General features: G+C 69.4%; 26 protein-coding genes. 12 read left to right on the top strand and 14 right to left on the bottom strand.

The window, feature by feature from the left end; translation table 11 throughout:
• The first annotated feature begins 39 nt into the window (after nucleotides 1-39).
• The gene (locus ACTIE5_RS03335; protein WP_439548272.1) at nucleotides 40-384 is read left to right on the top strand and encodes a hypothetical protein; all 345 of its coding nucleotides are present in this window, start codon (nucleotides 40-42) and stop codon (nucleotides 382-384) included.
• A gap of 19 nt (nucleotides 385-403) precedes the next feature.
• Here ACTIE5_RS03335 and ACTIE5_RS03330 read toward each other — a convergent pair whose 3' ends face one another.
• Nucleotides 404-1,426, bottom strand: coding sequence for a hypothetical protein (locus ACTIE5_RS03330; RefSeq protein ID WP_439548271.1), 1,023 nt, complete (start codon nucleotides 1,424-1,426; stop codon nucleotides 404-406).
• A 121-nt stretch (nucleotides 1,427-1,547) separates the two neighbouring features.
• Between ACTIE5_RS03330 and queA the strand changes: the two genes are divergently transcribed.
• Both queA and tgt read left to right on the top strand, forming a co-directional pair.
• Nucleotides 1,548-2,639: a tRNA preQ1(34) S-adenosylmethionine ribosyltransferase-isomerase QueA gene (queA, locus tag ACTIE5_RS03325; protein WP_439548270.1), complete on the top strand. Its 1,092-nt coding sequence runs from the start codon at nucleotides 1,548-1,550 to the stop codon at nucleotides 2,637-2,639.
• Between the two features lie 14 nt (nucleotides 2,640-2,653).
• Nucleotides 2,654-3,826 (top strand): tRNA guanosine(34) transglycosylase Tgt, encoded by a 1,173-nt coding sequence (gene tgt / locus ACTIE5_RS03320; protein ID WP_439548645.1) that lies wholly within the window; start codon nucleotides 2,654-2,656, stop codon nucleotides 3,824-3,826.
• Nucleotides 3,827-3,888: 62 nt separating this feature from the next.
• On the opposite strand, the gene ACTIE5_RS03315 is transcribed toward tgt, so the two are convergent.
• Nucleotides 3,889-4,269, bottom strand: coding sequence for a hypothetical protein (locus tag ACTIE5_RS03315; protein ID WP_439548269.1), 381 nt, complete (start codon nucleotides 4,267-4,269; stop codon nucleotides 3,889-3,891).
• Between the two features lie 104 nt (nucleotides 4,270-4,373).
• On the opposite strand from ACTIE5_RS03315, the gene queF reads away from it, so the two are divergent.
• The 6 genes from queF to ACTIE5_RS03285 are packed head-to-tail and all read left to right on the top strand — an operon-like array spanning nucleotide 4,374 to nucleotide 8,243.
• Nucleotides 4,374-4,808 (top strand): preQ(1) synthase, encoded by a 435-nt coding sequence (gene queF, locus ACTIE5_RS03310; RefSeq protein ID WP_439548644.1) that lies wholly within the window; start codon nucleotides 4,374-4,376, stop codon nucleotides 4,806-4,808.
• Entirely contained in the window at nucleotides 4,780-5,844 is a 1,065-nt protein-coding gene (queG, locus tag ACTIE5_RS03305; protein WP_439548268.1) for a tRNA epoxyqueuosine(34) reductase QueG, read from the top strand. The genes queF and queG overlap by 29 nt, the downstream gene beginning before the upstream one ends.
• Nucleotides 5,844-6,548 (top strand): 7-cyano-7-deazaguanine synthase QueC, encoded by a 705-nt coding sequence (gene queC, locus ACTIE5_RS03300; RefSeq protein WP_439548267.1) that lies wholly within the window; start codon nucleotides 5,844-5,846, stop codon nucleotides 6,546-6,548. Before queG ends, queC begins: the two co-directional genes overlap by 1 nt.
• Nucleotides 6,545-7,090: a VUT family protein gene (locus tag ACTIE5_RS03295; protein WP_439548266.1), complete on the top strand. Its 546-nt coding sequence runs from the start codon at nucleotides 6,545-6,547 to the stop codon at nucleotides 7,088-7,090. The genes queC and ACTIE5_RS03295 overlap by 4 nt, the downstream gene beginning before the upstream one ends.
• Nucleotides 7,087-7,743, top strand: a complete 657-nt coding sequence (locus ACTIE5_RS03290; protein WP_439548265.1) for a glutamine amidotransferase-related protein — start codon at nucleotides 7,087-7,089, stop codon at nucleotides 7,741-7,743. Before ACTIE5_RS03295 ends, ACTIE5_RS03290 begins: the two co-directional genes overlap by 4 nt.
• A gap of 5 nt (nucleotides 7,744-7,748) precedes the next feature.
• On the top strand, nucleotides 7,749-8,243 hold the full coding sequence (locus tag ACTIE5_RS03285) for a GNAT family N-acetyltransferase (protein WP_439548264.1): 495 nt from the start codon (nucleotides 7,749-7,751) through the stop codon (nucleotides 8,241-8,243).
• Nucleotides 8,244-8,302: 59 nt separating this feature from the next.
• Here ACTIE5_RS03285 and ACTIE5_RS03280 read toward each other — a convergent pair whose 3' ends face one another.
• The 8 genes from ACTIE5_RS03280 to ACTIE5_RS03245 form a co-directional block, all read right to left on the bottom strand.
• Entirely contained in the window at nucleotides 8,303-8,989 is a 687-nt protein-coding gene (locus ACTIE5_RS03280; RefSeq protein WP_439548263.1) for an RraA family protein, read from the bottom strand.
• An 8-nt stretch (nucleotides 8,990-8,997) separates the two neighbouring features.
• A complete protein-coding gene (locus tag ACTIE5_RS03275; RefSeq protein ID WP_439548262.1) occupies nucleotides 8,998-9,963 on the bottom strand; it encodes a Bug family tripartite tricarboxylate transporter substrate binding protein in 966 nt (321 codons plus the stop codon).
• Between the two features lie 28 nt (nucleotides 9,964-9,991).
• Nucleotides 9,992-10,948 carry an ABC transporter substrate-binding protein gene (locus tag ACTIE5_RS03270; RefSeq protein ID WP_439548261.1) on the bottom strand — a complete coding sequence of 319 codons (957 nt, stop codon included), beginning with the start codon at nucleotides 10,946-10,948 and terminating at the stop codon, nucleotides 9,992-9,994.
• Nucleotides 10,945-13,092 carry a molybdopterin cofactor-binding domain-containing protein gene (locus ACTIE5_RS03265; RefSeq protein ID WP_439548260.1) on the bottom strand — a complete coding sequence of 716 codons (2,148 nt, stop codon included), beginning with the start codon at nucleotides 13,090-13,092 and terminating at the stop codon, nucleotides 10,945-10,947. Before ACTIE5_RS03265 ends, ACTIE5_RS03270 begins: the two co-directional genes overlap by 4 nt.
• Entirely contained in the window at nucleotides 13,089-13,568 is a 480-nt protein-coding gene (locus tag ACTIE5_RS03260) for a (2Fe-2S)-binding protein (protein WP_439548259.1), read from the bottom strand. The genes ACTIE5_RS03265 and ACTIE5_RS03260 overlap by 4 nt, the downstream gene beginning before the upstream one ends.
• Entirely contained in the window at nucleotides 13,565-14,530 is a 966-nt protein-coding gene (locus tag ACTIE5_RS03255; protein WP_439548258.1) for a tripartite tricarboxylate transporter substrate binding protein, read from the bottom strand. The genes ACTIE5_RS03260 and ACTIE5_RS03255 overlap by 4 nt, the downstream gene beginning before the upstream one ends.
• A gap of 65 nt (nucleotides 14,531-14,595) precedes the next feature.
• Nucleotides 14,596-15,177 carry an NAD(P)H-dependent oxidoreductase gene (locus tag ACTIE5_RS03250; RefSeq protein ID WP_439548257.1) on the bottom strand — a complete coding sequence of 194 codons (582 nt, stop codon included), beginning with the start codon at nucleotides 15,175-15,177 and terminating at the stop codon, nucleotides 14,596-14,598.
• Complete coding sequence (locus tag ACTIE5_RS03245) at nucleotides 15,177-15,608, bottom strand: cupin domain-containing protein (RefSeq protein WP_439548256.1); 432 nt, start codon at nucleotides 15,606-15,608, stop codon at nucleotides 15,177-15,179. The genes ACTIE5_RS03250 and ACTIE5_RS03245 overlap by 1 nt, the downstream gene beginning before the upstream one ends.
• 97 nt (nucleotides 15,609-15,705) lie before the next feature.
• Between ACTIE5_RS03245 and ACTIE5_RS03240 the strand changes: the two genes are divergently transcribed.
• Nucleotides 15,706-16,287 (top strand): NAD(P)H-dependent oxidoreductase, encoded by a 582-nt coding sequence (locus ACTIE5_RS03240; RefSeq protein ID WP_439548255.1) that lies wholly within the window; start codon nucleotides 15,706-15,708, stop codon nucleotides 16,285-16,287.
• Between the two features lies 1 nt (nucleotide 16,288).
• On the opposite strand, the gene ACTIE5_RS03235 is transcribed toward ACTIE5_RS03240, so the two are convergent.
• The 4 genes from ACTIE5_RS03235 to ACTIE5_RS03220 are packed head-to-tail and all read right to left on the bottom strand — an operon-like array spanning nucleotide 16,289 to nucleotide 20,262.
• Nucleotides 16,289-17,617, bottom strand: a complete 1,329-nt coding sequence (locus tag ACTIE5_RS03235; protein ID WP_439548254.1) for a cytosine deaminase — start codon at nucleotides 17,615-17,617, stop codon at nucleotides 16,289-16,291.
• The gene (locus ACTIE5_RS03230; protein WP_439548253.1) at nucleotides 17,617-18,477 is read right to left on the bottom strand and encodes an ABC transporter permease; all 861 of its coding nucleotides are present in this window, start codon (nucleotides 18,475-18,477) and stop codon (nucleotides 17,617-17,619) included. Before ACTIE5_RS03230 ends, ACTIE5_RS03235 begins: the two co-directional genes overlap by 1 nt.
• Nucleotides 18,474-19,229, bottom strand: a complete 756-nt coding sequence (locus tag ACTIE5_RS03225; RefSeq protein ID WP_439548252.1) for an ABC transporter ATP-binding protein — start codon at nucleotides 19,227-19,229, stop codon at nucleotides 18,474-18,476. The genes ACTIE5_RS03230 and ACTIE5_RS03225 overlap by 4 nt, the downstream gene beginning before the upstream one ends.
• 13 nt (nucleotides 19,230-19,242) lie before the next feature.
• Nucleotides 19,243-20,262 carry an ABC transporter substrate-binding protein gene (locus ACTIE5_RS03220; RefSeq protein ID WP_439548251.1) on the bottom strand — a complete coding sequence of 340 codons (1,020 nt, stop codon included), beginning with the start codon at nucleotides 20,260-20,262 and terminating at the stop codon, nucleotides 19,243-19,245.
• Between the two features lie 262 nt (nucleotides 20,263-20,524).
• Here ACTIE5_RS03220 and ACTIE5_RS03215 point away from each other — a divergent pair, with 262 nt between their 5' ends.
• Nucleotides 20,525-21,628, top strand: a complete 1,104-nt coding sequence (locus tag ACTIE5_RS03215; protein ID WP_439548250.1) for an ABC transporter ATP-binding protein — start codon at nucleotides 20,525-20,527, stop codon at nucleotides 21,626-21,628.
• The gene (locus ACTIE5_RS03210) at nucleotides 21,625-22,680 is read left to right on the top strand and encodes an extracellular solute-binding protein (protein ID WP_439548249.1); all 1,056 of its coding nucleotides are present in this window, start codon (nucleotides 21,625-21,627) and stop codon (nucleotides 22,678-22,680) included. Before ACTIE5_RS03215 ends, ACTIE5_RS03210 begins: the two co-directional genes overlap by 4 nt.
• The last annotated feature ends 2 nt before the right edge of the window (nucleotides 22,681-22,682 follow it).

Below are 22,682 nucleotides of genomic sequence, written 5' to 3'. Positions count from 1 at the left end.
CCCGTGGCGTTGCCCCTCCGCGACAGGAGGAATGCCACGGTGCCGGAACGCTTCGCCGTCTATCGCTACGAGATCGAGCGCCCCGGGGCGCCCCCGGGGGAGGCTGACGAGCCGCGCTACTCCCTCGCCCCCATGAAGGGCGTCGGCTACGCGGGTACTGACGAACCCTCCGACGCGCATCCCCGCGGGAATGAGCCCGTGGAGGCGACGCAATCCCACCGCGCAGGCCATGTCGAGGCGCCGAATGGGTCGACCATCGCGAGTTTCGAACCACCGACGCTGGAGATTCCGGGCCGCGGCCGGGTGGACCTTTCCGCCGTCATCGGCGTGACGGAAGGGGATGCGGCGGAACTCGGGCCCCTGGTGCGCTGGCTGCCGGGGTGAAGCCCGGCAGCCGCGATTCTCAGCAGCCCTGGCGGGCCGGGCGATCATCCGCGCCGACCAGGGTGAAGCGCCAGGGATCGGCGGCGGCGGGGTCGACCTCCACGCGCACGGCCCGCGTGTCGCGCTCCCCGGGCACCATGATGCGGGTCAGGTTGGGGGCGGCGGCCAGGGGGCGATCATGCAGCCAGAAATGGCTGTCGCCATGCACCAGCAGCACCGGCTTGCCGAAGGCGGCGGCTTCACGCTCGATCGCTGCGCGGGTGTCGCGGTAGCCGCTGTCATAGCCGCGGCCGCAGCGCTGGACGTAGAAGAGGTCCGCCTGGGTGGCGATGACGAGGGCGCGGGAATCGGCGCGCCGGGCCTCCGCGAAGGCGGCCACCAGCCAGGCCAGGTTGGCGGCGTTGCGGGCGGTGAATTCCTCCATCGCGCCAAGTGGCGGGACGATGGTGCCGGCCTCCCCGGGCTCCGTCGGGCGGTTGTTGTTGGACCCCGGCACATGCAGCGTCACGAAGGTGACGGCGCCGCGCTGCCAGCGCGCATTCTCGACATAGAGGCGGTTCGCCGGGTCCAGATCCGCCTGGCGGGCCAGGGGCATGCGCTGGCGGCCGAGGCTGCGGCCATCCGCGAAGAAGCGGGCGCGCAGCAGGGCCAGGCGTTCCAGCGGGTCGAAGCGTCCCGCGCGGTCCTGCCAGCAATCCGTCCATTCATTGTCGCCGGGGGTGTAGACCAGGGGATGCGTCGCCAGGCCGAAGAAGGAGAAGGCGCGCAGCACCGTGTCATCGGTGCAGACTTCGCTGCCGCCCTTGGTGTCCCCGACATAGAGGCTGAAGGCAGGCCGGGTGGCGTTGATGTCGCCCATCAGTCGCGCCACGCGGCCCTGTTCCGCGGGGCAGTCCTGCGGCGCGGTGGGCTGGCAATAGGGCATGTCCCCGAAGGCGACGAAGCTGAAGGGCGCATCGGGGGAGGCCTGGGGTGAGGTCTGGGCCGGCGCCGGCTGGGAAGCAAGGAGAAGCGGCAGCAGGAAAAGGGCGAGGCGACGCATCGGGGACTCCGCAGAAGGAACGGCTCTCGTTCTTCTACCGCGCGGCCCGGCCCGCGTGCATGACGGATCGGCGGCGTTCCGTGCTGGACAAGCCGGGGGGGCCGGGCCACATGCCGCGACCATGCCGGATGCCCCGCCCCTCCCCTTGCATACCCTGCCCTTGCAGACCGGGGATTTCGACTACGACCTGCCGGAGCGCCTGGTTGCCCAGGCCCCCGCACGCCCGCGCGATTCCGCACGGCTGCTGGTGGTGGGCGATGGGCGGCTGGAAGACCGGGGCGTGCTGGACCTGCCGGCAATGCTCGACCCCGGCGACGTGCTGGTGGTGAACGACACCCGCGTGATCCCGGCCCGACTGCATGGGCGGCGGGGCGAGGCCCGCGTCGAGATCATGCTCAACCGGGCGGAGGGCGGCGGGCTGTGGCACGCGCTGATCCGCAACGCCCGGCGGCTCCGCCCCGGCGACATCGTGGCGATCGAGGGCGCGGAAGGCTGCGAGGCGCGCGTGGTGGAGCGCGACGGCGGCAGCGCCATGCTGGATTTCGGGCCGGACCAGGCGGCGCTGGCCATGGCGCTGGAAAAGGCGGGGGAGGTCCCCCTGCCCCCCTACATCCACCGGGACGGCAAGCCGGGCGCCGAGGATGTGGCGGATTACCAGACGATCTTCGCGGAACGCCCCGGCGCCGTCGCCGCCCCCACCGCCAGCCTGCACTTCACGCCCCGGCTGCTGGAAGCGCTCGACGCCCGCGGCATTCGGCGCGCCACGGTGACGCTGCATGTCGGCGCCGGCACCTTCCTGCCGGTGCGGGAGGACGACCCCCGCGCGCACCACATCCACCAGGAATGGTGCGACGTCTCCGCCGAAGCCGCCGCCACCATCAACCAGGCCCGCGCGGCAGGCCGCCGCGTGGTGGCGGTGGGGACGACGGCGCTGCGCACGACGGAAAGCGCGGCGCAGCCTGACGGGACGGTGGCGCCCTTCCGGGGGCTGACGGGCCTCTACATCCTGCCGGGCTACCGCTTCCGCGCGGTGGATGCGCTCGTCACCAACTTCCACCTGCCGAAATCCACGCTGCTGATGCTGGTCTCCGCCTTCGCCGGCACGCGGCGGATGCGGGCGGCCTATCGGCACGCGGTGGCGCAGGAATACCGCTTCTTCTCCTACGGCGACGGCAGCCTGCTGTTCCGCTGCGACCAGGATTCCCCCGAGTGACCCTGCACTGGAAGATGGCCGCCCGCGACGGCGCGGCCCGCGCCGGCACCCTGATGACGGCGCATGGGGAGGTGCCGACGCCGGTCTTCATGCCGGTCGGCACCGCCGGAACTGTGAAGGCCATGACGGCCGATGCGGTGCGCAGCACGGGCGCTCGCATGGTGCTCGGCAACACCTACCACCTCATGCTCCGCCCCGGGGCGGAACGCGTGGCGCGCCTCGGCGGGTTGCACAAGCTGATGGACTGGCACGGGCCGATCCTGACCGACAGCGGCGGTTACCAGGTGATGTCGCTGGCGGGCCTCCGCAAACTCGATGCGGATGGCGTGACCTTCCAATCCCATATCGACGGGTCGAAGCACCGGATCACGCCGGAACGCAGCGTGGAGATCCAGCACCTGCTGGGCGCCGACGTCACCATGTGCTTCGACGAATGCACCCCCTACCCCGCCACGCATGACCAGGCGGCGGAGAGCATGCGCCTTTCCATGCGCTGGGCCGCACGATCCCGCGCCGCCTTCAAGCCCCGCGACGGCCATGGCCTGTTCGGGATCGTCCAGGGCAGCACCTTCGAGGACCTCCGCACCGAAAGCATCCAGGCCCTGACCTCGATCGGCTTCGAGGGCTACGCCATCGGCGGCCTGGCCGTCGGCGAGGGGCAGGCGGAGATGCTGCGCGTGCTGGATTTCACCACGCCGCAACTGCCGCAGGGCGCGCCCCGCTACCTCATGGGCGTGGGCACGCCATCGGACCTGATCCAATCGATCCGCCGCGGCGTGGACATGTTCGACTGCGTGATCCCCACGCGATCCGGCCGCACCGGCCGCGCCTATACCAGCCGCGGCGTGCTCAACATGCGCAACGCGAGGCACGCCGAGGACACCAGCCCGGTGGACCCGGATTGCGACTGCCCGGCCTGCCGCAACCACTCCCGCGCCTATATCCACCACCTCATCAAGGCCGAGGAGATGCTCGGCCCGATGCTGCTGACCTGGCACAACATCCGCTACTACCAGCGCCTGACCGCGCGGCTGCGGGCGGCGATCCTGGCGGGGCGGTTCGAGGAAGAGGCGGCGGCGATCGAGGCGGGGTGGGGTGGCGCGGGTGACGCTGGGGACGGGGCGCTGCCCCATCCCCAGACCCCTGCCCCGCGAGGGGCCAGCGGGCCCCTCGACCCCATGGATTAATCAGAGGGTGGTGGGAGGGACACGGTGCGCGTTCGCGTCCGACGCGCCCGCGCCGACCCCGCTCACGGCCTCCATCCCCGCAACTCCGCGAACACCCCCGCGACGGCTTCCGGCGGTTGGCCGCCGGGCCAGCGCAGGGTGGTGGTGCCCTGCGACAGGGTGCAGGTCATGTTGCCGGGCGGCTGGCTCGCCAGGCGGGAAAAGCCAACGGCAGCGAGGGCGGCGGTCCAGCGGCGGAAGGCGGCTTCGTCCTGGCCGAGGGGGGTCGCGACCTCCGGAGAACCTGCGGTGTTGCGGCTGAGGCGGGTGATGGTGCCGTCGGGGGTGATGCGGGTACCGTTGCCGCCGCCGGTGACGCCGCCGCCGCACCAGGCGGTGACGGGCGATTGGGCCCAGGCGGGGGTGGCGAGGGCCAGGCCCAGCGTGACCAGAATTGCGCGCATCCTCGCCCCATCCTTCCCGCGCTGCTATAGGCGGCGCCTTCCAGGCTAGTGGATTGCAGGCGGTGACGGGACCTTCGATTTCGACGGATACGAGTGGGCTGACCATGCTCGGCCACATGACGGCGCAGCCGGCGACGCCGGAAGCCGCGGTGCTGGAGCGTGTGCCGAACCCGCATCCCGGCCAGCGCTATTGCGTGCGCTTCACGGCGCCGGAATTCACCTCGCTCTGTCCCATGACGGGACAGCCGGATTTCGCGCATCTCGTCATCGACTATGTGCCGCGGGATTGGCTGGTGGAGAGCAAGTCGCTCAAGCTCTATCTGACCGCCTTCCGCAACCACGGCGCGTTCCACGAGGCCTGCACGGTGGGCATTGCGCGGCGGCTGGTGGAGGAACTGGATCCGGAATGGCTGCGCATCGGCGGCTACTGGTATCCCCGCGGCGGCATCCCGATCGACGTGTTCTACGCAACGGGGGATGTGCCGGCGGGGGTCTGGGTCCCGCCGCAGGATGTGCCGGGGTATCGTGGGCGGGGCTGAGGCCCGGGACGCGATACGGGCCCGCGCGCTGGCGCTGGGCTTCGATGCGGTGGGCTTCGCGCGGGCGGCCTTGGCGCCCGAGGCGCGGGAGCGGCTGGGCGCGTTCCTGGCCGCGGGACACCATGGATCGATGGGCTGGATGGAGGCCCGCGCCGACCAGCGCGCGGACCCGAGGGCGCTGTGGCCGGAGGCTGTGAGCGTGATCTCGCTCGGCCTGAACTACGGGCCGGAGCATGATCCGCTGGAGAGCCTGGCCTGGCGCGACCGGGGCACCATCAGCGTCTATGCCCGCAACCGGGACTACCATGACCTGGTGAAGGGGCGGCTCAAGCAACTCGGCGGCTGGATGGCCGGGCGCTTCAAGGGAAGCGAGCTGAAGGTCTTCGTGGATACCGCGCCGGTGATGGAAAAGCCGCTGGCGCAGCAGGCGGGGATCGGGTGGCAGGGGAAGCATACCAACCTGGTCTCCCGCCAGTTCGGGTCCTGGTTGTTCCTGGCGGAGGTCTTCACGACGCTCGACCTGTCTCCCCTTGGGGCGCCCGACGACGCCGAGCGCGACCATTGCGGCAGCTGCGACGCCTGCCTGCGGGCCTGCCCGACCGAGGCCTTCCCGGCGCCCTATCGGCTGGATGCCAGGCGCTGCATTTCCTACCTGACCATCGAGCATCACGGGCCGATCCCGCATGAGCTTCGGCCGAAGATGGGCAACCGCATCTATGGCTGCGATGACTGCCTGGCGGTCTGCCCCTGGAACAAATTCGCCCAGGCGCATGAGGAGCCGGCCTTTGCCCCGCGCGCGGCGCTGGATGCGCCACGGCTGGTGGAACTGGCGGCGCTGGACGATGCAGGGTTTCGGGCGCTGTTCAGCGCCAGCCCGATCAAGCGCATCGGCCGCAACCGCTTCGTGCGCAACGTCCTGGTCGCCATCGGCAACAGCGGCGATGCGTCGCTGCGCGCCACGGCGCAGGGCCTGTGCGATGATGCGGATGAAACCGTCGCGGAATGTGCGCGATGGGCAAGCGAGAGGCTGGCGTGATGGGTGATGGAAAGGCGCTGGTGCTGTTCTCCGGCGGGCAGGACAGCGCCACCTGCCTGGCCTGGGCGCTGGACCGGTATGGCACGGTGGAAACGCTGGGCTTCGACTACGGCCAGCGGCATGTCGTGGAGCTGGAGACGCGTGCCGCCTTCCGTGCGCATGTCGCAGTGCATCCCGTCTGGGGCGGCAGGCTTGGCGCGGACCACGTGCTGAAGATCGATGCGCTGGGCGCGATCAGCGACACGTCGCTGACCCGCGATGTCGCGATCGAGATGGAGACGGGCGGGCTGCCCAACACCTTCGTGCCCGGGCGGAACCTTATCTTCCTGACCTTCGCCGCGGCCTTGGCGTTCCGGCGCGGGCTGCGGCACATCGTCACCGGCGTGTGCGAGACGGATTACTCCGGCTACCCCGATTGCCGGGACGATACGATCAAGGCGCTGCAGGTGGCGCTGAACCTCGGAATGGCATCTGGTCCCACGGGGCGCTTCGTCCTGCACACGCCGCTGATGTGGCGGGACAAGGCCGCGACCTGGGGCCTGGCGGAGGAATTGGGCGGGGATGGGTTGGTGGAGGCGATCCGCACCATCACCCATTCCTGCTACCTCGGCGACCGGACCCCGCATGAATGGGGTGCGGGTTGCGGCCATTGCCCGGCCTGCGATCTGCGATCCCGGGGCTGGCAGAAGTGGCGCGCGGCATGACACCGCGGGCGGAGGGCTTCGTCTTCCTCGCGGCCTTCGGGCTGTGCATCCCGGCGGCGAATTGGCTGATCGGTCATGTCGGCACGGTCTGCATGCCGGGCGGGCCCTGCCTGGTGCCGGTGGCGCCAGGCATGATGGCGCCGTCGGGGGTGCTGATGATCGGGCTCGCGCTGGTGCTGCGGGACCTGGTGCAGCGGCGGCTCGGCGTGCGATGGGCCTTCGGCGCGGTGCTGGCGGGGGCGGCGCTGTCGGCGCTGGTGGCGCCACCGGCGTTGGTGGTCGCCTCCGCCCTGGCTTTCCTGTTGTCGGAGATGGCAGACCTCGCCGTCTATACGCCCTTGCAGAAGCGCGGGCTGCTGCTGGCGGTCGCGGCGAGCGGCGCAGTGGGGCTGGTGGTGGATAGCGCGGTATTCCTGTGGCTGGCCTTCGGGAGCCTCGACTTCATGGCGGGCCAGGTGGCGGGCAAGGCGTGGATGGTGCTGGCGGCGCTGCCGATCCTGCATGTGATGCGCAGGCGCGATGCGGCGCGGGGGATTGCATGAAGATCCTGGTAGTGCGGAACAGCGAGACAGCGCCGGAGGGCGCCTTCGGCGACTGGCTGCGGGCGCAGGGCCATGAGCTGGAGATCGTCGCCGGCAGCGACGTGACGGACACGCAGATGCAGGCGGCGGCGCTGGTGGTGATGCTGGGCTCGCCGCGCGGGGTCTATGAGGGCGCGGCCCATCCCTGGATCGACGCGCAGCGCGCGATGGTGGCGAAGCGGCTGGCGGCGCAGCGCCCCGCCATCGGTATCTGCTTCGGCGCGCAGATGATGGCGGCGGCCGCCGGTGGCAGTGTGGGGCGGCACCCCGATGGCGTGTTCCATCGCGGCTGGATCGGCAATGCGGAAGCCGCGGAACCCTTCCTGGATGGCGTGTGGCCACGCTGGCATGGCGACGTCATCACCCCGCCGCCCAGGGCCACCGTGCTCGCCCGCGATGCCGGCACGGTGCAGTGCTTCGCCCTGCCCAACGCCATCGCCGTACAGTTCCACCCGGAGGCCACGCCGGACATCATGGATAATTGGGCGAGCCTGTCGCCGCCCGGCGTGGTGGATCGCGACGCGATGCGCGGCCAGGGCGCGGCGCTGTTCGAGGCACGGCGCGCGGCGCGGGAGGCCTTGTTCGCCGAATTGCTGCGGCGGGCCGGGGTGTGATCCCGGTGCTGGAAACGCCGCGGCTGCGCCTGCGCCCGCATACCGTCGAGGATTTCGAGGCGCTGGCCGCGTTGTGGGCGGACCCCGAGGTGACCCGCTTCATCGGCGGCCGGCCCGCGACGCGGGAGGAAAGTTGGGCGCGGCTGCTGCGCTATGCCGGGCTCTGGCGATTGCTGGGCTTCGGCTATTGGGCGGTGGAGGATCGCGAAACCGGCGCCTATCTCGGCGATGTCGGCTTCGCGGATTTCCACCGACCGCTGGACCCCGCGCCCCCTGCCCTGCCGGAGATCGGTTGGGTGCTGGCCCCTGCCGCGCATGGCAGGGGCCTGGCGACGGAGGCCGCGGGGGCGGCGCTGGCATGGCTCGGCCGCGACTGCTTCTGCATCATCGATCCCGCCCATACGGGTTCGCTGCGCGTCGCGGCGAAGCTGGGCTTTCTCCAGGTTGGCGTGCCGCGTTATCGCGACGGCGTGACGACCTTGTTGATCCGCCGCCATTGAAGGCGGGGCCCGGGGGGCGCCACGCCCCCCGGCGGGGGTGCGGGGGCGGCGCCCCGCCCTTACGCCTTCCCCGGCGTCTGCAACGCGTAATACCCGTGCCGCTTCCGTGCCTCCGCCAGGTCAACGCCCGCGCGGATGTCGCGAAGGATCAGTTCCTCCTTCGCGTCGATCGATTCCGCAATGCCCAGCACATCCATGGCGCGGGATAGCGGCACGCAGACGACGCAGCTGTCATCGGCGCAGATGACGTCGCCCGGATCGACGCGGACATGGCCGAGCACGACGGGCACGTTGGTCGCATCCAGCGCCACGCGGTCCTTGCCGGTACGGGAATGGTTGGCGCGGGACCAGATGGGGTAGCCGTATTCGCGGCTTTCGGTGACGTCGCGGTTCACGCCCTCGATCACCGTGCCGGCGATGCCCTTGGCCTTCGCGGCCTCCGTCAGGATGTTGCCCCAGACGGTGCAGTCAATGCGGCCGCGATTGTCGATGACGATGACGTCGCCCTTGTCGGCCAGGTGGAGGAAATCCCCCACCGTGCCGCCGGCCGGGCCCATCGGCAGGTAGCGCAGCGTGACCGCCTGGCCGCAGATGCGCGCGCCCTGCAGCATGGGCTTCAGCCCATCCACCTGGCCCGGGATGCCAAGCTTGTCGCAGGCATCCGAGATGCAGGAGGAAGGCAGCTTCGCGAAGCGGGCGAGCACATCGGCAGCCAACCTGTCGAAGGCGGGGCGGTCGAAGGACATGGCGGTGTTCAGTCCGGCTGGATGTTGTTGGCGCGCACGATGGCGCCCCAGGTTTCGACCTGGCGGGCGAAGAAGGTCCGCAGTTCCTCGGGCGAGGAGAGCACAAGGCGGGCCTGCTGGGTTTCCGTCATCACACGGCGGGCGCGTTCTTCCGACAAGGCTTCGCGGAGCGCGGCGTTCATGGCGGCGATCATGGCGGGCGGCGTGCCGCGCGGGCCCCAGACGCCCCACCAGGCCTCGGCCTCCAGCCCCTGGTAGCCCGCCTCGGCGGAGGTCGGCGTATCCGGCAGGCCGGCCAGGCGCGCCGGGCCGAACTGCATCAGGGGGCGCAGCGACCCGCCGCTGATGTGCGGCAGCATGAGGGCGGCGCTGCCGATCATCATGTCCACATGGCCGGCGACGGCATCGTTCACCGCCAGGCCGCCGCTGCGATAGGGGACGTGCTGGAAGCTCGTGCCTTCCCGGTCGCCGAGTTGGATCATGGTGAGGTGGCCGATGGTGCCGTTGCCGGTGGAGCCGTAGGAGACGCTGTCCCGCTGCGCCTTCGCCCGCGCCACCGCATCCGCCATGGTGCGGAAGGGCTTGTCCGGCTTGCAGGCGACGGCATAGGGCGAACCGCCGATCAGCATGACGGGATCGAGGTCAGTCAGCACATTCAGGGGCGGCGTGCGCAGCAGGGCCGGGATGGTCGCGTGGCTGTCGAAGGTCAGCATCCAGGTCAGGCCATCGGGCCGTGCCTTGGCGACAATATCCGCCCCGATGGAGCCGGCGGCGCCGGAGCGGTTTTCCACCACCACCGTCGCGCCGAGCCTGGCGCCGACGCCGGGTGCCACCAGCCGCGCCACGGCGTCGGTGGAGCCGCCCGGGCCGAAGGGCACGACGATGCGGATGGTGTTGGACTGGGCGCTGGCAAGACGCGGCGCGGCAAGCACCGCGGCGGCGCCAAGCAGCGCGCGTCGGTTGATCCGGACCATGGACTATCCTCCCGAGTTGAGCCGGCGCTCAGACGCCGTGCGTCGTCTCGTGGAAGAGTGCCTCCGGCTGGACGTCCTGGGAAGTCAGGCCATCGGCGGCGGAGAAGCGGCACATCGCCGCCATCTCCGCCCGGTTGCGCTGGAACCCATAGGGCCAGGGGTCGCCGCCCATGAATTCGGTCTGCTTCGCGACTTCCGATGCAATCCAGGGGATGGAGACGCGCAGCACATTCACCATCGCGGCTTCCGCCAGCGCATGGGCCTTGGCGGCGCTGAAGGCGTTGAACAGCGCCATGGCCAGGCCGGGGTTGGCCGCCGCGACGTCGCGCCGGATGGCGATGCAATGCATGATCGGGAAGAAGCCGGTCGCGGTGTAGTAGGCTTCCTCATGCGTTCGGAAATCCGGGAACAGGCGGGCGACGGGCGCCGTCTGGTTCACGAAGCAGGCAGGCGGGCGGGGGGCGATGACTGCATCGATCTCACCGGCGGCCAGCATGGCGTCCAGCGTCTGGCCCTCCGCGATGCTTTCCTTGCGGATGTGGGGCGGCAACACGATGGGCGTCCGTTCCCCCGCGACTTTCCAGGTGATGCCGGACAGGTCCACGCCATAGTGTTCGCGCAGCACGCCGCGCACCCAGACCGCCGCGGTCTGCTGGTATTCCGGCAGGCCGATGACGCGGCCTGCCAGGTCCTTCGGCCCGGTGATGCCGCGATCGGTACGGATGTAGATGGCGGAATGGCGGAAGGCGCGGGACGGGAAGACGGGCACGCCGATATAGCGGCTGTCACCGCGCGCGACGGAGAGGATGTGGCTGCCCATCGACATCTCCGTGATGTCATAGCGGGCCTCCCGCATGGCGATGCGGAACAGGTCCTCCGGCTCCCCCGGCGTGAAGGCGATGTCGAAGCCCTCGACCTTGATGCGCCCTTCCACCACGGCGCGGGTGCGATCGGTCAGCGTGCAGGCGAGGGAAAGCTGGGTCATGCATCATCCATGGCGCGGGCGATATTCTCGGGCGTGAAGGGCCAGCGCGTAACACGGACGTCAAGCGCATCAGCGATGGCATTGGCAATCGCGGCGATGACGGGGCCTAGGCTGCATTCACCAGCGCCGAGCGGGGGCGCTTCCGGCCGCGCGATGAGTTCGGCCTGGACGCGCGGCACATCGGTAAAGCGGAGGATCGGGTAGGTTTCCCAGGAATCCGAGGTGACGTTGCGCGCATCGTGCCGCACGGCTTCCAGCAGGCAGAGCGAGGTAGCCTGGATGGCGCCGCCCTCGATCTGGTTCAGCGACCCGTCGGGGTTCACGACCTCCCCCACATCGGCGGCGAGCCAGAGGCGGCGGCAGCGGATAGTCTCCCCGGCCTCGATCTCCGCGACGGCGGCACACCAGGCGCCGCTACCCTTATAGCGTGACACGGCGAGGCCCATGCCGATGCCGTCCCGCTTCACGCGGTTCGGCCAATCCGCCATGGCAGCAGCGCGCGCCAGGACATCGCGGGACCGAGCGTCGTCGAGGTGGCGGAGGCGATGGGCGAGAGGGTCCTCCCCCGCCTGCGCGGCGAGTTCGTCCATCACGCTCTCGATCGCCCAGACATTCACCAGCGCGCCGAGACCGCGGAGTGCCGAAGTGCGCAGCGGCATGGCGGTGATGCGGGCCATGTCGACGGTCAGCGCCGGCACGCGATAGGGCGGCACGGCGTTGCGCTGCGCACCGCCACCGCCGGCGAGCGGCGGATTGATGGCGGGCGGAACCGCGAAACCGTCTTCCATCATCGACGCGGCCAGCAAGGTCGGCAGCGCGCCGCGGCCGGGGCGACCGGAATGGCCGTTGGACAGCACCTTCTGCGACCACCGCAGCAATGTCCCGGCCTCATCGGCCTCGGCCGCCACATCCACGATCATGGCCGGCGATGCGGGGCCCCAGGCGAGTTCCTCGGCGCGGGACCACAGCACGCGGATCGGCGTGCCGGGATGCGCGCGGGCAATGAGGGCGGCATCGAGGGCGACGTCATCCGCGCCGTTGTGGCCGTAGCAACCGGCGCCCTCCATGTGGTGGATGAGGATGGCCTCGGCCGGCATCCGCAGCGCCTTGGTCAGGTCCGCGCGCAGATTGTAGATGCCCTGGCTGTGACACCAGATTTCCACCTGTTCGCCATCCCAGATGGCGATGGCGCAGCTTGTACCGATCGATCCGTGGGTGATGAAGGGGCGGAAGAAGCGGCGCGTGATCCGACGCGCGGGCTCGGGCGTTTCGGCAGCACGTTCCAGCACGGAGGAATCCTCGCGCGGCGCGGCTTCCATCCAGGCCGCGATCGCGTGCTCCTCCGGCAGCGTGTCCGTCGCATCCCAGGTAGCGCGGCTGGCAAGGCGGGTTGCGGCGGCTTCGGCGTGGTGTTCCTGCGCGGCGACGGCGGCAAGGACGCTGCCGCTGCGGAAGATGGCGGCGCCGCCGGGCAGCGGGCCTTCGCGCAGCGCGGCGAGCGTCGCACCGCGCGCGGCGGGGCGCACCATGCGGGCATGCAGCATGCCAGGCAGGCGCATGTCATGGACGAAGCGCGGCTGGCCGAAGATTTTCGCGGGGAGGTCAAGCCGGGGTGCGGAGGTGCCGGTGATTCGGCGCGCGCTCGCGGGCTTGGCGCGGTCGCCCGGCGTTGCCTCCAGATCCAGCAGCGCCGCATCGGCCATGGACCAGTAGGAGCCGATCACGCGGCCATCGGGGGCGACGAAATCGCCGTCCTGCACGGCGATTTCGTCCCGGGAGACGCCCGTCCGCTGGGCGATGACACCGACAAAAATGCCGCGTGCCTCCGCGCAGGCATGGCGCAGCGCCATGCCGGATTCCTGGACGGAGAGGCTGCCGCTGGTCACCGCCTCATCCGGGCTGCTGGGCGTGGAGGCCGGGCGCACCACGATGCGCGGCAGGGCTACATCCAGCTCCTCCGCCGCGATCTGGGACAGCGCCGTGAGGATCCCCTGCCCCAGTTCCACCTTCCCCGGCGTGATGGTGACGGTGCCCTCGGGCTGGATGGACAGCCATTGATCCAGCCGCCGGTTCACATGCAGGCTGCCGGGGAGCTTCGGCTTGTCGTCGCCGCCCTGCACGGCGTTGCGGAAGGCGAGGTTCATGCGGGCTGCCCCATGCCATTCCCCTGGGCCGCCGCGCGCAGCACGGCGCGGATGATGCGGTTGTGGCTGCCGCAGCGGCAGAGATGCGGATCGAGCGCCACGCGCACATCATCCTCCGTCGGCGCGGGGTTGTCGCGCAGGAGGACGGAGGCGCGGAGCAGGATGCCGGAGAGGCAGAAGCCGCATTGCCCTGCCTGGAGTTCGAGAAACGCCGCCTGCAAGGCATGCGGCGCGTCCGGCGTGCCGAGACCTTCCACCGTCGTCACGGAACGGCCCGCGACGGCGCCGCTGTGCAGCGTGCAGGCATACGCGGGCTGGCCATCGACCAGCACCAGGCAGGCGCCGCATTGCTCCGCCCCACAGCCATAACGCGTGCCACTCAGCCCGAGCGGCCCGCGCAGCGCGGCCAGCAGCGGCGCATCATCCTCGATCGGCGCGGCCACCGCCGCGCCGTTCAGGGTGAAGGCGACCGTCACGTCGGCGTCATGCGCGCCATGCGGATGAACTCCGCCTGACGGGTGATGTCGCGGCGCATGAAGGCATCGAAATCCGAGATGGACATGGGCATCGGCGCCGCGCCCGCGCGGGCCTGCGACTCCTGCGTGGCCGGCAGCGCGAGGATGCGGTTCACCTCCGCGTTCAGCCTCTCCTTGATCGGCTGCGGCAGCGCGACGGGCGCCATCAAGCCGAGCCAGATGGAGGCCTCATAGCCCGGCAGCGCTTCCGCCACCGCGGGCACATCCGGCATCAGCGGGCTGCGGGTCGGCCCCGTGGTGCCAAGCGCGCGGACGCGGCCGCCCGCGACCTGTTCGCGCATGGTCGGGATGGCGTCGAACATGATGGGCACCTGGCCGCCGATCAGCGCCGTGCGTGCCTCGTTCGAGCCCCTGAAGGGCACGTGCTGCGCCTGGACGCCGGCCATCGCCAGGAACACTTCCCCCGCCACGTGATAGGGCGTGCCAGGGCCGGAGGAGGCGTAGTCGTAGCGCCCGGGGTTCGCGCGCAGCAGCGCGATCAGTTCCGGCACCGTGGTCGCCGGGACGGAAGGATGCACGGCCAGCACGTGGTAGGCGACGTTGATGGCCGCGACCGGTGCCAGATCGCGCATCAGCTGGTAGGGGCGCTGGGGCAGCAGCGTCTCATTCGCCGTGTGGGTGTTGGACATCAGCAGCAGCGTGTAGCCATCCGCCGGCGATTTCACGACCAGGTCGGTGCCGATCACGGCGCCGGCGCCGGGCCGGTTCTCGATCACGAAGGGCTGGCCGAGGGATTGCTGCAGCTGTTCGCCCAGGAAGCGCGCCGCGACATCGGCGGAGCCGCCGAGGCCGAAGGGCACCACGATCTTCACCGGCCGGTTCGGCCAGGCGGCCTGCGCCGAAGCGATGGATGGCGCCGCGAGCAACCCCGCCGCGCCCAATAGCAGCCTGCGTCCGATCATGGTTCCCTCCCGATGCAACCGATTGCGGCTACATTGGCCAGGAATCGGTGAAGGGCAAGAGTATTTCAGAAGGCGGCCATTTCCCGCCTCACCCGGGACAGGAAGCTCGCGCGCTGGTGTTCGGTGGCGCGGTTCATGTCGTAGAGGGCGTGGTACTGCACCGCCGCACGCCCGGCGCTGACGACGCGGAAATAGCGCGTGACGATCTTGCGCGGCGGATCGCCCATCATCATCGCAGTCCAGCGCGGGCGGCCATAAGTGCTGATGCCCGCAACCTTCCTGATGTGCAGCAGGTTGGGGGAGGCGACGCCATCCTCCAGCTTGAAGGACACGCCGGGCAGCATCACGCGGTCCATCCAGCCCTTGAGGATGGCCGGCAGGCCGAAGCACCAGGTGGGGAAGGACAGGACCAGGGCCTCGGCTTCCATCAGGCGCCGGACGTAATCCGCCACGGGTTCCTGGTTCGCCGGCACCTCGTGGTAGCCGCGGCGTTCCGTGGCGCTCAGGACCGGGTTGAAGCCTTCGGCGTAGAGGTCGCAGAAATCCACCTGGTGGCCGGCATCGTGCAGCCCGTCCCGCGCGGCGCGGCTGATGGCGGCGTGGAAACTGTCTTCCAGCGGATGGGCATAGAGGTAGTGGATGCGCATCAGCGGCGCCCCGCGATGATGGCGATGTCGTCCGCGCCGAGTTCCACCGGCGTGCCGTTGCGGATCAACTCCGCGAAGCCTTCGTTCGGCGTCATCATCGTCAGGCAATAGAGCTTTTCCTGCGTGTCGTTCACCACGACATGTTCCGTCCCCGGACGCAGCACGAAGCAATCACCGGGGCCGACAGGCATCTCGACACCGTCCGCATAGGCCTTGCCGGAGCCCGCGAGGACGAAAAAGCATTCCTCCGCCGCGCTGTGGGTGTTGGGGGGCGTGCGGCCACCGGGTTCGAAGATCTCCACGACCAGGGTGAAGGTCACGCCATCCGCCACGGGATCGAAGAGACATGCGAAGTAGTTGCTGTCACCGGGCGCGATGCGGAAGCCGCGGAGGTCCGCGGCGCGGCGGGACAGGACGGGGGCGGCCATCATGCAACGTCGTTCCTTGAAAAGCCTACGACTGGGAAAAGCTTGCGACGGGGGCACTGATTGTTGCACATCCCGCGCCGAAAGAACCGGGACAATCACGATGCGCATCCTGCTGGTGCACAGCCACCCACGGGCGGACAGCCTGAACACCGCGCTGCGCGACGCCGCGCGCGAATCGCTGGAAGCGGCCGGGCATGTGGTGGAGGTGCGGGACCTCTATGCGGAGGGGTTCGACCCCGTCCTCAGCGCGGAGGAGCGCGGCGTCTATCACGACGTCCCGGACAATTGCGCCGCGGTCGCGGACCATGTGGAGAGCCTGAGGGCCGCGGATGCGCTGGTGCTGGTGTATCCGACCTGGTGGTACGGCATGCCCGCGATGATCAAGGGCTGGTTCGACCGCGTCTGGGCGCCGGGCGTGGCCTTCAAGATTGGCGAAGGCGCGATCGAGCCGCTGCTGACCAACATCAAGCGGATCGCGGTGGTGACCACCTACGGGTCTCCCACCTGGCTGCTCTGGTACATCGGCCGCATCGACCGGAAGCTGATGGGCCGCGGCATCCGGCGGCTCTGCGCGAAGGACTGCAAGGTGGAGTGGATTACGCTGACCCGGATGGACCAGCGAACGCGCGCGGAATGCGAAAGCTTCGTCGCCCGCACCCGCGCGCATTTCCGGCGCTGGTAGGTCAGAGACCCACGATCGCATCCAGTTCCCGCCAATCCGGCGCCGTTGCCTCCAGCACCTTTCCCGCGCGCAGCACGATGCGATCGGATTGCGGACGGGACAGCAATTCCGTCATGAAGCGGGCGGAGAACAGCACCAGATCGGCGGTGGCGCCGGGGCGGATGCGGCCATGCGTGGTGCTGATCTGCATCGCCTCCGCCGGGGCGGCCGCGGCCGCGCGGTGCCAATCCGTGAAGGGGTGGTCGAGGTGGAGGATGCGCGTCGCCTCCCGGAACACTTCCGCCATGTCGAGGTCGCCATAGGCGTAGAACGGGTCGCGCGTGTTGTCGGATGCGACGGAGACGCGGATGCCGGCGGCGCGCATCTCATGCACAAGGGTGACGCCGCGCCAGCGGGGTGTGCGGCTGGGCACGCGGTCCTGGAGATACATGTTGCACATCGGCAGGACGACGATGTCGATCCCGGCCTCCGCCACGCGGGCGATCGTCTCCTTCGCGAAATCCTCCGGCTGGATGGACAGCGAACAGCAATGGCCGGCCTGGATGCGACCCTTGAAGCCACGCTTCAGCGCGGTCAGCGCGATCTCCCGCAGCGCTCGCGCGCCCGTCTCCCCGCTCTCGTCCACATGAAGGTCGAGGTCGAGGCCACGCGCCTCGGCGAGGGAGAAGAAGTGGTCCAGTTCCTCCTGGAATCCCTCGGGCAGGTCGTCATGGATGCCGCCGGAATGGCGCGTGACCATGCCGAGCACGCCGCCCGCATCCGCCACCATGTCGGCCAGCGCCGCGCCATCATCGCCCCGGAAGCGGTCCAGCGGGCAGATGGAGGTCATCTGCAGAGCGATGCGCCCGGCCCAATCGTCCCGCAGCTTGCGGAAGACGCGCCACGTGCCGGCGCCATGCGGCATGTAGGTGTCGAGGTGGGTGCGGATGGCCACCGTGCCATGCGCATAGGCGCAGCGGAGCGAGAAATCGGCGCGCGCGGCGACGTCATCCGGGCTCCAGGCCTTGGTGCGGTCGGCCATGACGGCGTTGATGGCGCCGGCGAAGGTGCCGTCCGCATTGCGCGACCGCGGCCAGATATGGCCCTTGTCGAGATGCGTGTGGGCATCGACGAAGCCCGGCCAGACTTGGCCGCCGCGAAGGTCGATGCCCTCCGCACCCCCCTGCCCCTGCGGCACTACGGCCGCGATGCGCCCGTCCTCGATGCGGATGTCGACGCGGCAGAGGTCATCGGCTTCCACCGCGCCGACGGGTTCGGCCAGCAGGGAGGCAGGCACGCGGGCATCCAGCAGCCAGAAGCGGCTGCCGGCATCAAGCAGGGAGGTCTTCACTACTTGCGTTCCTTCATCGCGCTTTCGTGCCAGTGGCGCAGCGAGAGATGGGAGATGAGGCTGAGCGCCAGGAAGATGGCGATGCCGGTGACGGAGATGAGCACCAGGGAGGCGAACATCCGCGGGATCTTCAACTGGTAGCCCGCTTCCAGGATGCGATAGGCGAGGCCCGATTCCCGCCCACCCGTGCCCGCCACGAATTCCGCGACGATGGCGCCGATCAGCGCGAGCCCGCCCGAGATGCGCAGCCCCGCGAGGAAATAGGGCATCGCGGTGGGCAGGCGGAGGTAGCGCAGCACCTGCCAGCGATTGGCGCGATACAGCCGGAACAGATCCACCAGATTGTGGTCAGCGCTGTTCAGGCCGAGCGTGGTGTTCGACAGGATCGGGAAGAAGGCGACGATCCACGCGCAGATCAGCAGCGCGATCCGGATGTCATCCACCCAGATGAAGATCAGCGGCGCGATGGCGACGATGGGCGTGACCTGCAGGATCACGGCATAGGGGAACAGCGACAATTCGATGATGCGGGATTGCGCGAACAGCACCGCCAGCGCCAGCCCCAGCACCGCCGCCACCGTCAGCGCGGCGAAGGTGATCTGCAGCGTGATCAGCAGCGACCCCGACAGCGTGCCCCAATCCGTCATCAGCGTGCGGCCGATCTCGATGGGCCCAGGCAGGATGTAGGAGGGGATCTCCTTCGCCCGCACCGCCCATTCCCAGCCGCCCAGTGCCAGCAGCCCGATCAGCAGCGGCATGAGGATGCGGAGCCAGCCATCCGGCGTCAGGCCCAGAACCTTGCGTTCCGCGATCTCCTCGACCGCCGTCGCCGCTTCGTTGGAGGAGAGGACGACGCTCATTCGCCCATCGCCCGGGACAGGGCCGCGGAGATGTCGCGGCAATGGGCGGCGTAGATGGCGGAGGTGCGGAACACCTCGCCTCGGGGATAGGGGGCATCCACGGAGAGGTCCTCCACCACGCGACCGGGCCGCGCGGCCATGACGACGATGCGGCGGGAGAGGTAGACGCTCTCGAACACCGAATGGGTAACGAAGATGGCGGTGAAGCGCTCCGCCTCCCACAGCGTGAGAAGGTCGTTGTTGAGCTTGTGGCGCGTGATCTCATCGAGTGCAGCGAAGGGTTCGTCCATCAGCAGCAGGCGCGGCTTGGTGACGAGGGCGCGGGCGATGGAGACGCGCATCTTCATGCCGCCGGACAGGGCGCGGGGGTAGGATTTCTCGAACCCCGCCAGGCCCACCGATGCCAGCGCCGCGGCGGCACGCGCCTCGGCCTCCGGCTTCGCCACGCCGGCCAGGCGCAGCGGCAGCATCACGTTCTTCAGCGCGTTGGACCAGGGGGCGAGGGTCGGCTCCTGGAAAACGAAGCCGACATCGCCGGTGGCGTGGCCGCCCGACGCCATCTCGATCCGGCCCGCACTCGGCGGGATGAGGCCCGCCATCATGCGCAGCACGGTGGATTTGCCGCAGCCCGAAGGGCCGAGCAGGGAGACGAAATCCCCCTGCCCGATGGCCATGTCCACGCCCCTGACCGCGAGCGTCCCGTTGGCGTAGCGCTTGGTGACGCCCGCCAGCGAGACGACGGGCGCCCCCACGCCAACATCCATGTCAGGCAAGACCGACGCGCTTGTTGACGAAGTCCAGGCTGTAGGCGCGCTGGAAATCCATGCCGGCGGGGTAGAGGCCGACATCCCGCATCCCCTCATAGAATGACTGCCAGCGCGCATCGGTCATGGCGCCGCAGCCCAGCGTCAGCGCATCGCCGGACATGACGATGCCGTTGCTGTTCATCACCTGGATCGCATAGGCGATCTTGGCGTCGTCCATGTCGGGGTTGTCGCGCTTGATGAGGGCATTGGCCGCGGCGATGTTCTGGCCCGTGATGTACTGGGTCCAGCCTTCCATCGTGGCATTGACGAAGCGCTGCACCAGGTCCCGGCGTTCCGTCGCCATGCGGCGGCTGACGTCGATGGTGGTGTTGTAGTTGTTGTAGCCGGCATCGGCGATCAGGAAGACCTTCGGCCGCGCGCCAGCCTGGATGGCGGCGAAGGGTTCCGACGACACGAAGCCCTGCTGGATCGCCATGCGGTCTGCCAGGAAGGGGCCGACATTGAACGTGTAGGGACGGATCTGTTCATCCGTGAAGCCGAAGCGCCGGCGCAGGAAGGGCCAGTAGGTGACACGGCCTGAAGCGCCGATCAGGACCGGGCGGCCACGCATGTCCTCGAAGGAATTGATGCCGTTGCCCTCATGCGTCATCAGGATCTGCGGATCCTTCTGCATGATGGCGCCGATCGTCAGGAAGGGCAGGTTTTCCCGCACATAGTTCAGCGCCTGGAAGCCGTTGGACATGATGAAGTCCACACGGCCGGCCAGCAGAAGCTGGGACGGGTTCTGCTGCGGCCCGCCCATGCGGATCTCGCACTCGATGCCGTGCCGGCGATAGATGCCCGAGGCGACGGCGTGATAGTACCCGCCATGTTCAGCCTGGGCGCGCCAGTTGGTCTGGAAAGACACGCGGTCCAGCGTCTGCGCCAGGGGCACGCGGGCCCCGGCGACCGCGGCCAGGGTGAAGGCCGTGCCTCCCGTGAGCAGCGCCCGCCGCTCCATCCGATACCTCGTCCGCATCCGCCGATCCCTTTCTTCCGCATCCCGGTTGCCGCCGACTCGCGGCGGTTCGCCCCCCTAGAAGGGTGCATGGCCGGAAGTCAGCAAGGCCCATGCCAGGGCCCATGAAGCGCGGGCAGGCATAGACCAAGCGGGCACCGATGCGAAAGCGGGCAGTCGCGGAAAATTTAGGCAACCAATACAGGGCAGCCGACCTGCGCCCCCGTCTTTCCGCGCCGCACGGGCATGGCGCCGGCGCCCCGCCTTTGCCTACAGTCCCGCCGTGCCAGAAAACGCCCCCCACCTCCGCCTCGACCGCCTCACGAAGCGCTATGGAAGCCAGGCCGCCGTCGATGGCGTCTCGCTTGCCGTCGAACGGGGCGAGTGCATCGCCCTTCTAGGTCCCTCCGGCTGCGGCAAGACGACCACGCTGCGCCTGGTGGCCGGCTTCATCATGCCGGATGAGGGGCGCATCCAGCTCGACGGCAAGTCGATCGAGCGGTCGCCCCCGCATCGCCGCCAGATCGGCATGGTGTTCCAGAACTACGCGCTGTTCCCGCACATGACGGCGGCGGACAATGTGGGCTTCGGGCTGGAGATGCGCGACGTCTCTCGCGCCGAACGCGACAAGCGGGTGGCGGAGGCGCTTTCCATGGTGGGCCTGGCGCATCTGGCGGACCGCTACCCCGCGCGCATGTCGGGCGGCCAGCAGCAGCGCGTGGCCCTGGCAAGGGCATTGGTGATCCGCCCCGACCTGCTGCTGCTGGACGAGCCGCTGTCGAACCTCGATGCCGGGCTGCGCGTGGAGATGCGGGAGGAGATCGCACGGCTACGCGCCGCCGCCGGGATCACCACCCTGTTCGTGACGCATGACCAGGAGGAAGCGCTGGCGCTGGCCGACCGCGTTGCCGTCATGGATCGGGGCCGCATCGTCGAATGCGCCTCGCCGGCGGAGCTCACGGAACGGCCGCAGCATCTCTTCACCGCGGGTTTCCTCGGCGCCCGCACCGTGCTGGCTGGCCGTGCTGCCGATGGGCATTTCGTGCTGGAGGACGGCACCGCACTGCCCCTGCCGGAGGATGCGCCCGAACGGCCGAGCCACCTGGTGCTGCGCGCCGCGCGCCTCTGGCTGCTGCCGGCGCGGGAGGCCGAACTGCCGCGCGGGCCCCTGCCCTACAACCGCCTGGCGCTGCCGGCGGTGGTCACGGCGGCGACGCGCCTTGATGACAGCATCCATTACGAGGTTGCGGTCGGCAGCCGGCAGATCAGGGTCCACCGCCCCTCCGCCGAGCCCGCCATCGCACCAGGCACCGACGTCACCCTCGCCGCGCCGCCGGAAGCGGTGTCGTGGATCGAGGATTTTTCCACTGAAGGAAGCGTTCAATGAATCGTCGCACGGTTATTGGCGCCTCGATCGCTGCCGGCGCCGCAGCAGTAGGTGGTGCTTACTTTTTCTTCCGTACTCCCGCGCCGATCATTCGTCGCGGGGACGAACTGACAGTGGGTATCTGGGGAGGCGCGCAAGAGCGAATTACGCGTCAGTTCTGCGCTAGACCTCTTGAGCAGCGATACGGCGTCAAGATCAACTATGTGCTTGGCGGCACCCCTGAACGGCGAGCGCGAGCCTATGCCGAGCGGGGCCGTCCATCTTTCGACCTGCTCTACCTGAACATCTTCGAAAGCAGGCAGGCCGTGAAGGATGGCGTGACACTTCCCGCCACCGCGAGTGACAACATCCCTAACTTTGCCAATCTTTATGACATCGCCAAGCTCGGTGGCTACGGCGTCGCCTTCAACCCCGTCACCATCGTCTATGACCGCCGCAAGGTGGCCGCGCCCATGACCTCCTGGCGCGACTTCTGGCGTGACGATTTGAAGGGCAAGGTGATCTGGCCGACCTATCCGGGCGCGCAGGGCACCTCCGCCCTGCTGATGGCCGCCAAGGTCTGGGGCGGCAGCGAGAGCAACATCGACCCCGCCTTCACCAACATCGCGCGCCTGCGCCCCTTTGCCGCCATCCAGGGCAGCCAGGACCAGCTGTACGGCATGTTCGACCAGGATGTGGGCGCGGCCAGCGTCGAATTCGGCAGCTTCACCCGGAAGTATGCGGAAACGCGCAACCCCAACATCGTCATCGCCGACCCCACCGAGGGCCAGGCCATCGCGACCAACGTCGCCTGCATCACCACCGGCACGCGCAACCAGGCGCTGGCCGAGGCCTTCGTAAACCTGCACCTGTCGCCGGAATGCCAGGCCGCCTATGCGGAGGAGATCTACTACTCCCCCACCATCAAGAACATCAGCTTCGCCCCCGAACTCGCGGCCAAGCTGATCCTGGGCGAGGCCGCGGTGAACAAGCTGGTGGATTTCAACTGGGATCTGGTCATCGCGAACCAGCCCCGCTGGTCCAGCCGCTTCACGCGTGAGATCGCGGGCTGACG

Source organism: Falsiroseomonas sp. (assembly GCF_051859025.1).
Lineage (GTDB): Bacteria > Pseudomonadota > Alphaproteobacteria > Acetobacterales > Acetobacteraceae > Falsiroseomonas.
Note: the sequence above shows the minus strand (reverse complement) of the source record. Positions and strands in the feature narration are given on the sequence as shown.

Bases quoted from the DNA above. Each gene is read 5' to 3' on its own strand.
- ACTIE5_RS03330 (WP_439548271.1), bottom strand. From the start codon at position 1,426: ATGCGTCGCCTCGCCCTTTTCCTGCTGCCGCTTCTCCTTGCTTCCCAG.
- queA (WP_439548270.1), top strand. From the start codon at position 1,548: ATGCCGGATGCCCCGCCCCTCCCCTTGCATACCCTGCCCTTGCAGACC.
- tgt (WP_439548645.1), top strand. From the start codon at position 2,654: ATGGCCGCCCGCGACGGCGCGGCCCGCGCCGGCACCCTGATGACGGCG.
- ACTIE5_RS03315 (WP_439548269.1), bottom strand. From the start codon at position 4,269: ATGCGCGCAATTCTGGTCACGCTGGGCCTGGCCCTCGCCACCCCCGCC.
- queF (WP_439548644.1), top strand. From the start codon at position 4,374: ATGCTCGGCCACATGACGGCGCAGCCGGCGACGCCGGAAGCCGCGGTG.
- queG (WP_439548268.1), top strand. From the start codon at position 4,780: ATGTGCCGGGGTATCGTGGGCGGGGCTGAGGCCCGGGACGCGATACGG.
- queC (WP_439548267.1), top strand. From the start codon at position 5,844: ATGGGTGATGGAAAGGCGCTGGTGCTGTTCTCCGGCGGGCAGGACAGC.
- ACTIE5_RS03295 (WP_439548266.1), top strand. From the start codon at position 6,545: ATGACACCGCGGGCGGAGGGCTTCGTCTTCCTCGCGGCCTTCGGGCTG.
- ACTIE5_RS03290 (WP_439548265.1), top strand. From the start codon at position 7,087: ATGAAGATCCTGGTAGTGCGGAACAGCGAGACAGCGCCGGAGGGCGCC.
- ACTIE5_RS03280 (WP_439548263.1), bottom strand. From the start codon at position 8,989: ATGTCCTTCGACCGCCCCGCCTTCGACAGGTTGGCTGCCGATGTGCTC.
- ACTIE5_RS03275 (WP_439548262.1), bottom strand. From the start codon at position 9,963: ATGGTCCGGATCAACCGACGCGCGCTGCTTGGCGCCGCCGCGGTGCTT.
- ACTIE5_RS03270 (WP_439548261.1), bottom strand. From the start codon at position 10,948: ATGACCCAGCTTTCCCTCGCCTGCACGCTGACCGATCGCACCCGCGCC.
- ACTIE5_RS03265 (WP_439548260.1), bottom strand. From the start codon at position 13,092: ATGAACCTCGCCTTCCGCAACGCCGTGCAGGGCGGCGACGACAAGCCG.
- ACTIE5_RS03255 (WP_439548258.1), bottom strand. From the start codon at position 14,530: ATGATCGGACGCAGGCTGCTATTGGGCGCGGCGGGGTTGCTCGCGGCG.
- ACTIE5_RS03250 (WP_439548257.1), bottom strand. From the start codon at position 15,177: ATGCGCATCCACTACCTCTATGCCCATCCGCTGGAAGACAGTTTCCAC.
- ACTIE5_RS03245 (WP_439548256.1), bottom strand. From the start codon at position 15,608: ATGATGGCCGCCCCCGTCCTGTCCCGCCGCGCCGCGGACCTCCGCGGC.
- ACTIE5_RS03240 (WP_439548255.1), top strand. From the start codon at position 15,706: ATGCGCATCCTGCTGGTGCACAGCCACCCACGGGCGGACAGCCTGAAC.
- ACTIE5_RS03230 (WP_439548253.1), bottom strand. From the start codon at position 18,477: ATGAGCGTCGTCCTCTCCTCCAACGAAGCGGCGACGGCGGTCGAGGAG.
- ACTIE5_RS03220 (WP_439548251.1), bottom strand. From the start codon at position 20,262: ATGCGGACGAGGTATCGGATGGAGCGGCGGGCGCTGCTCACGGGAGGC.
- ACTIE5_RS03210 (WP_439548249.1), top strand. From the start codon at position 21,625: ATGAATCGTCGCACGGTTATTGGCGCCTCGATCGCTGCCGGCGCCGCA.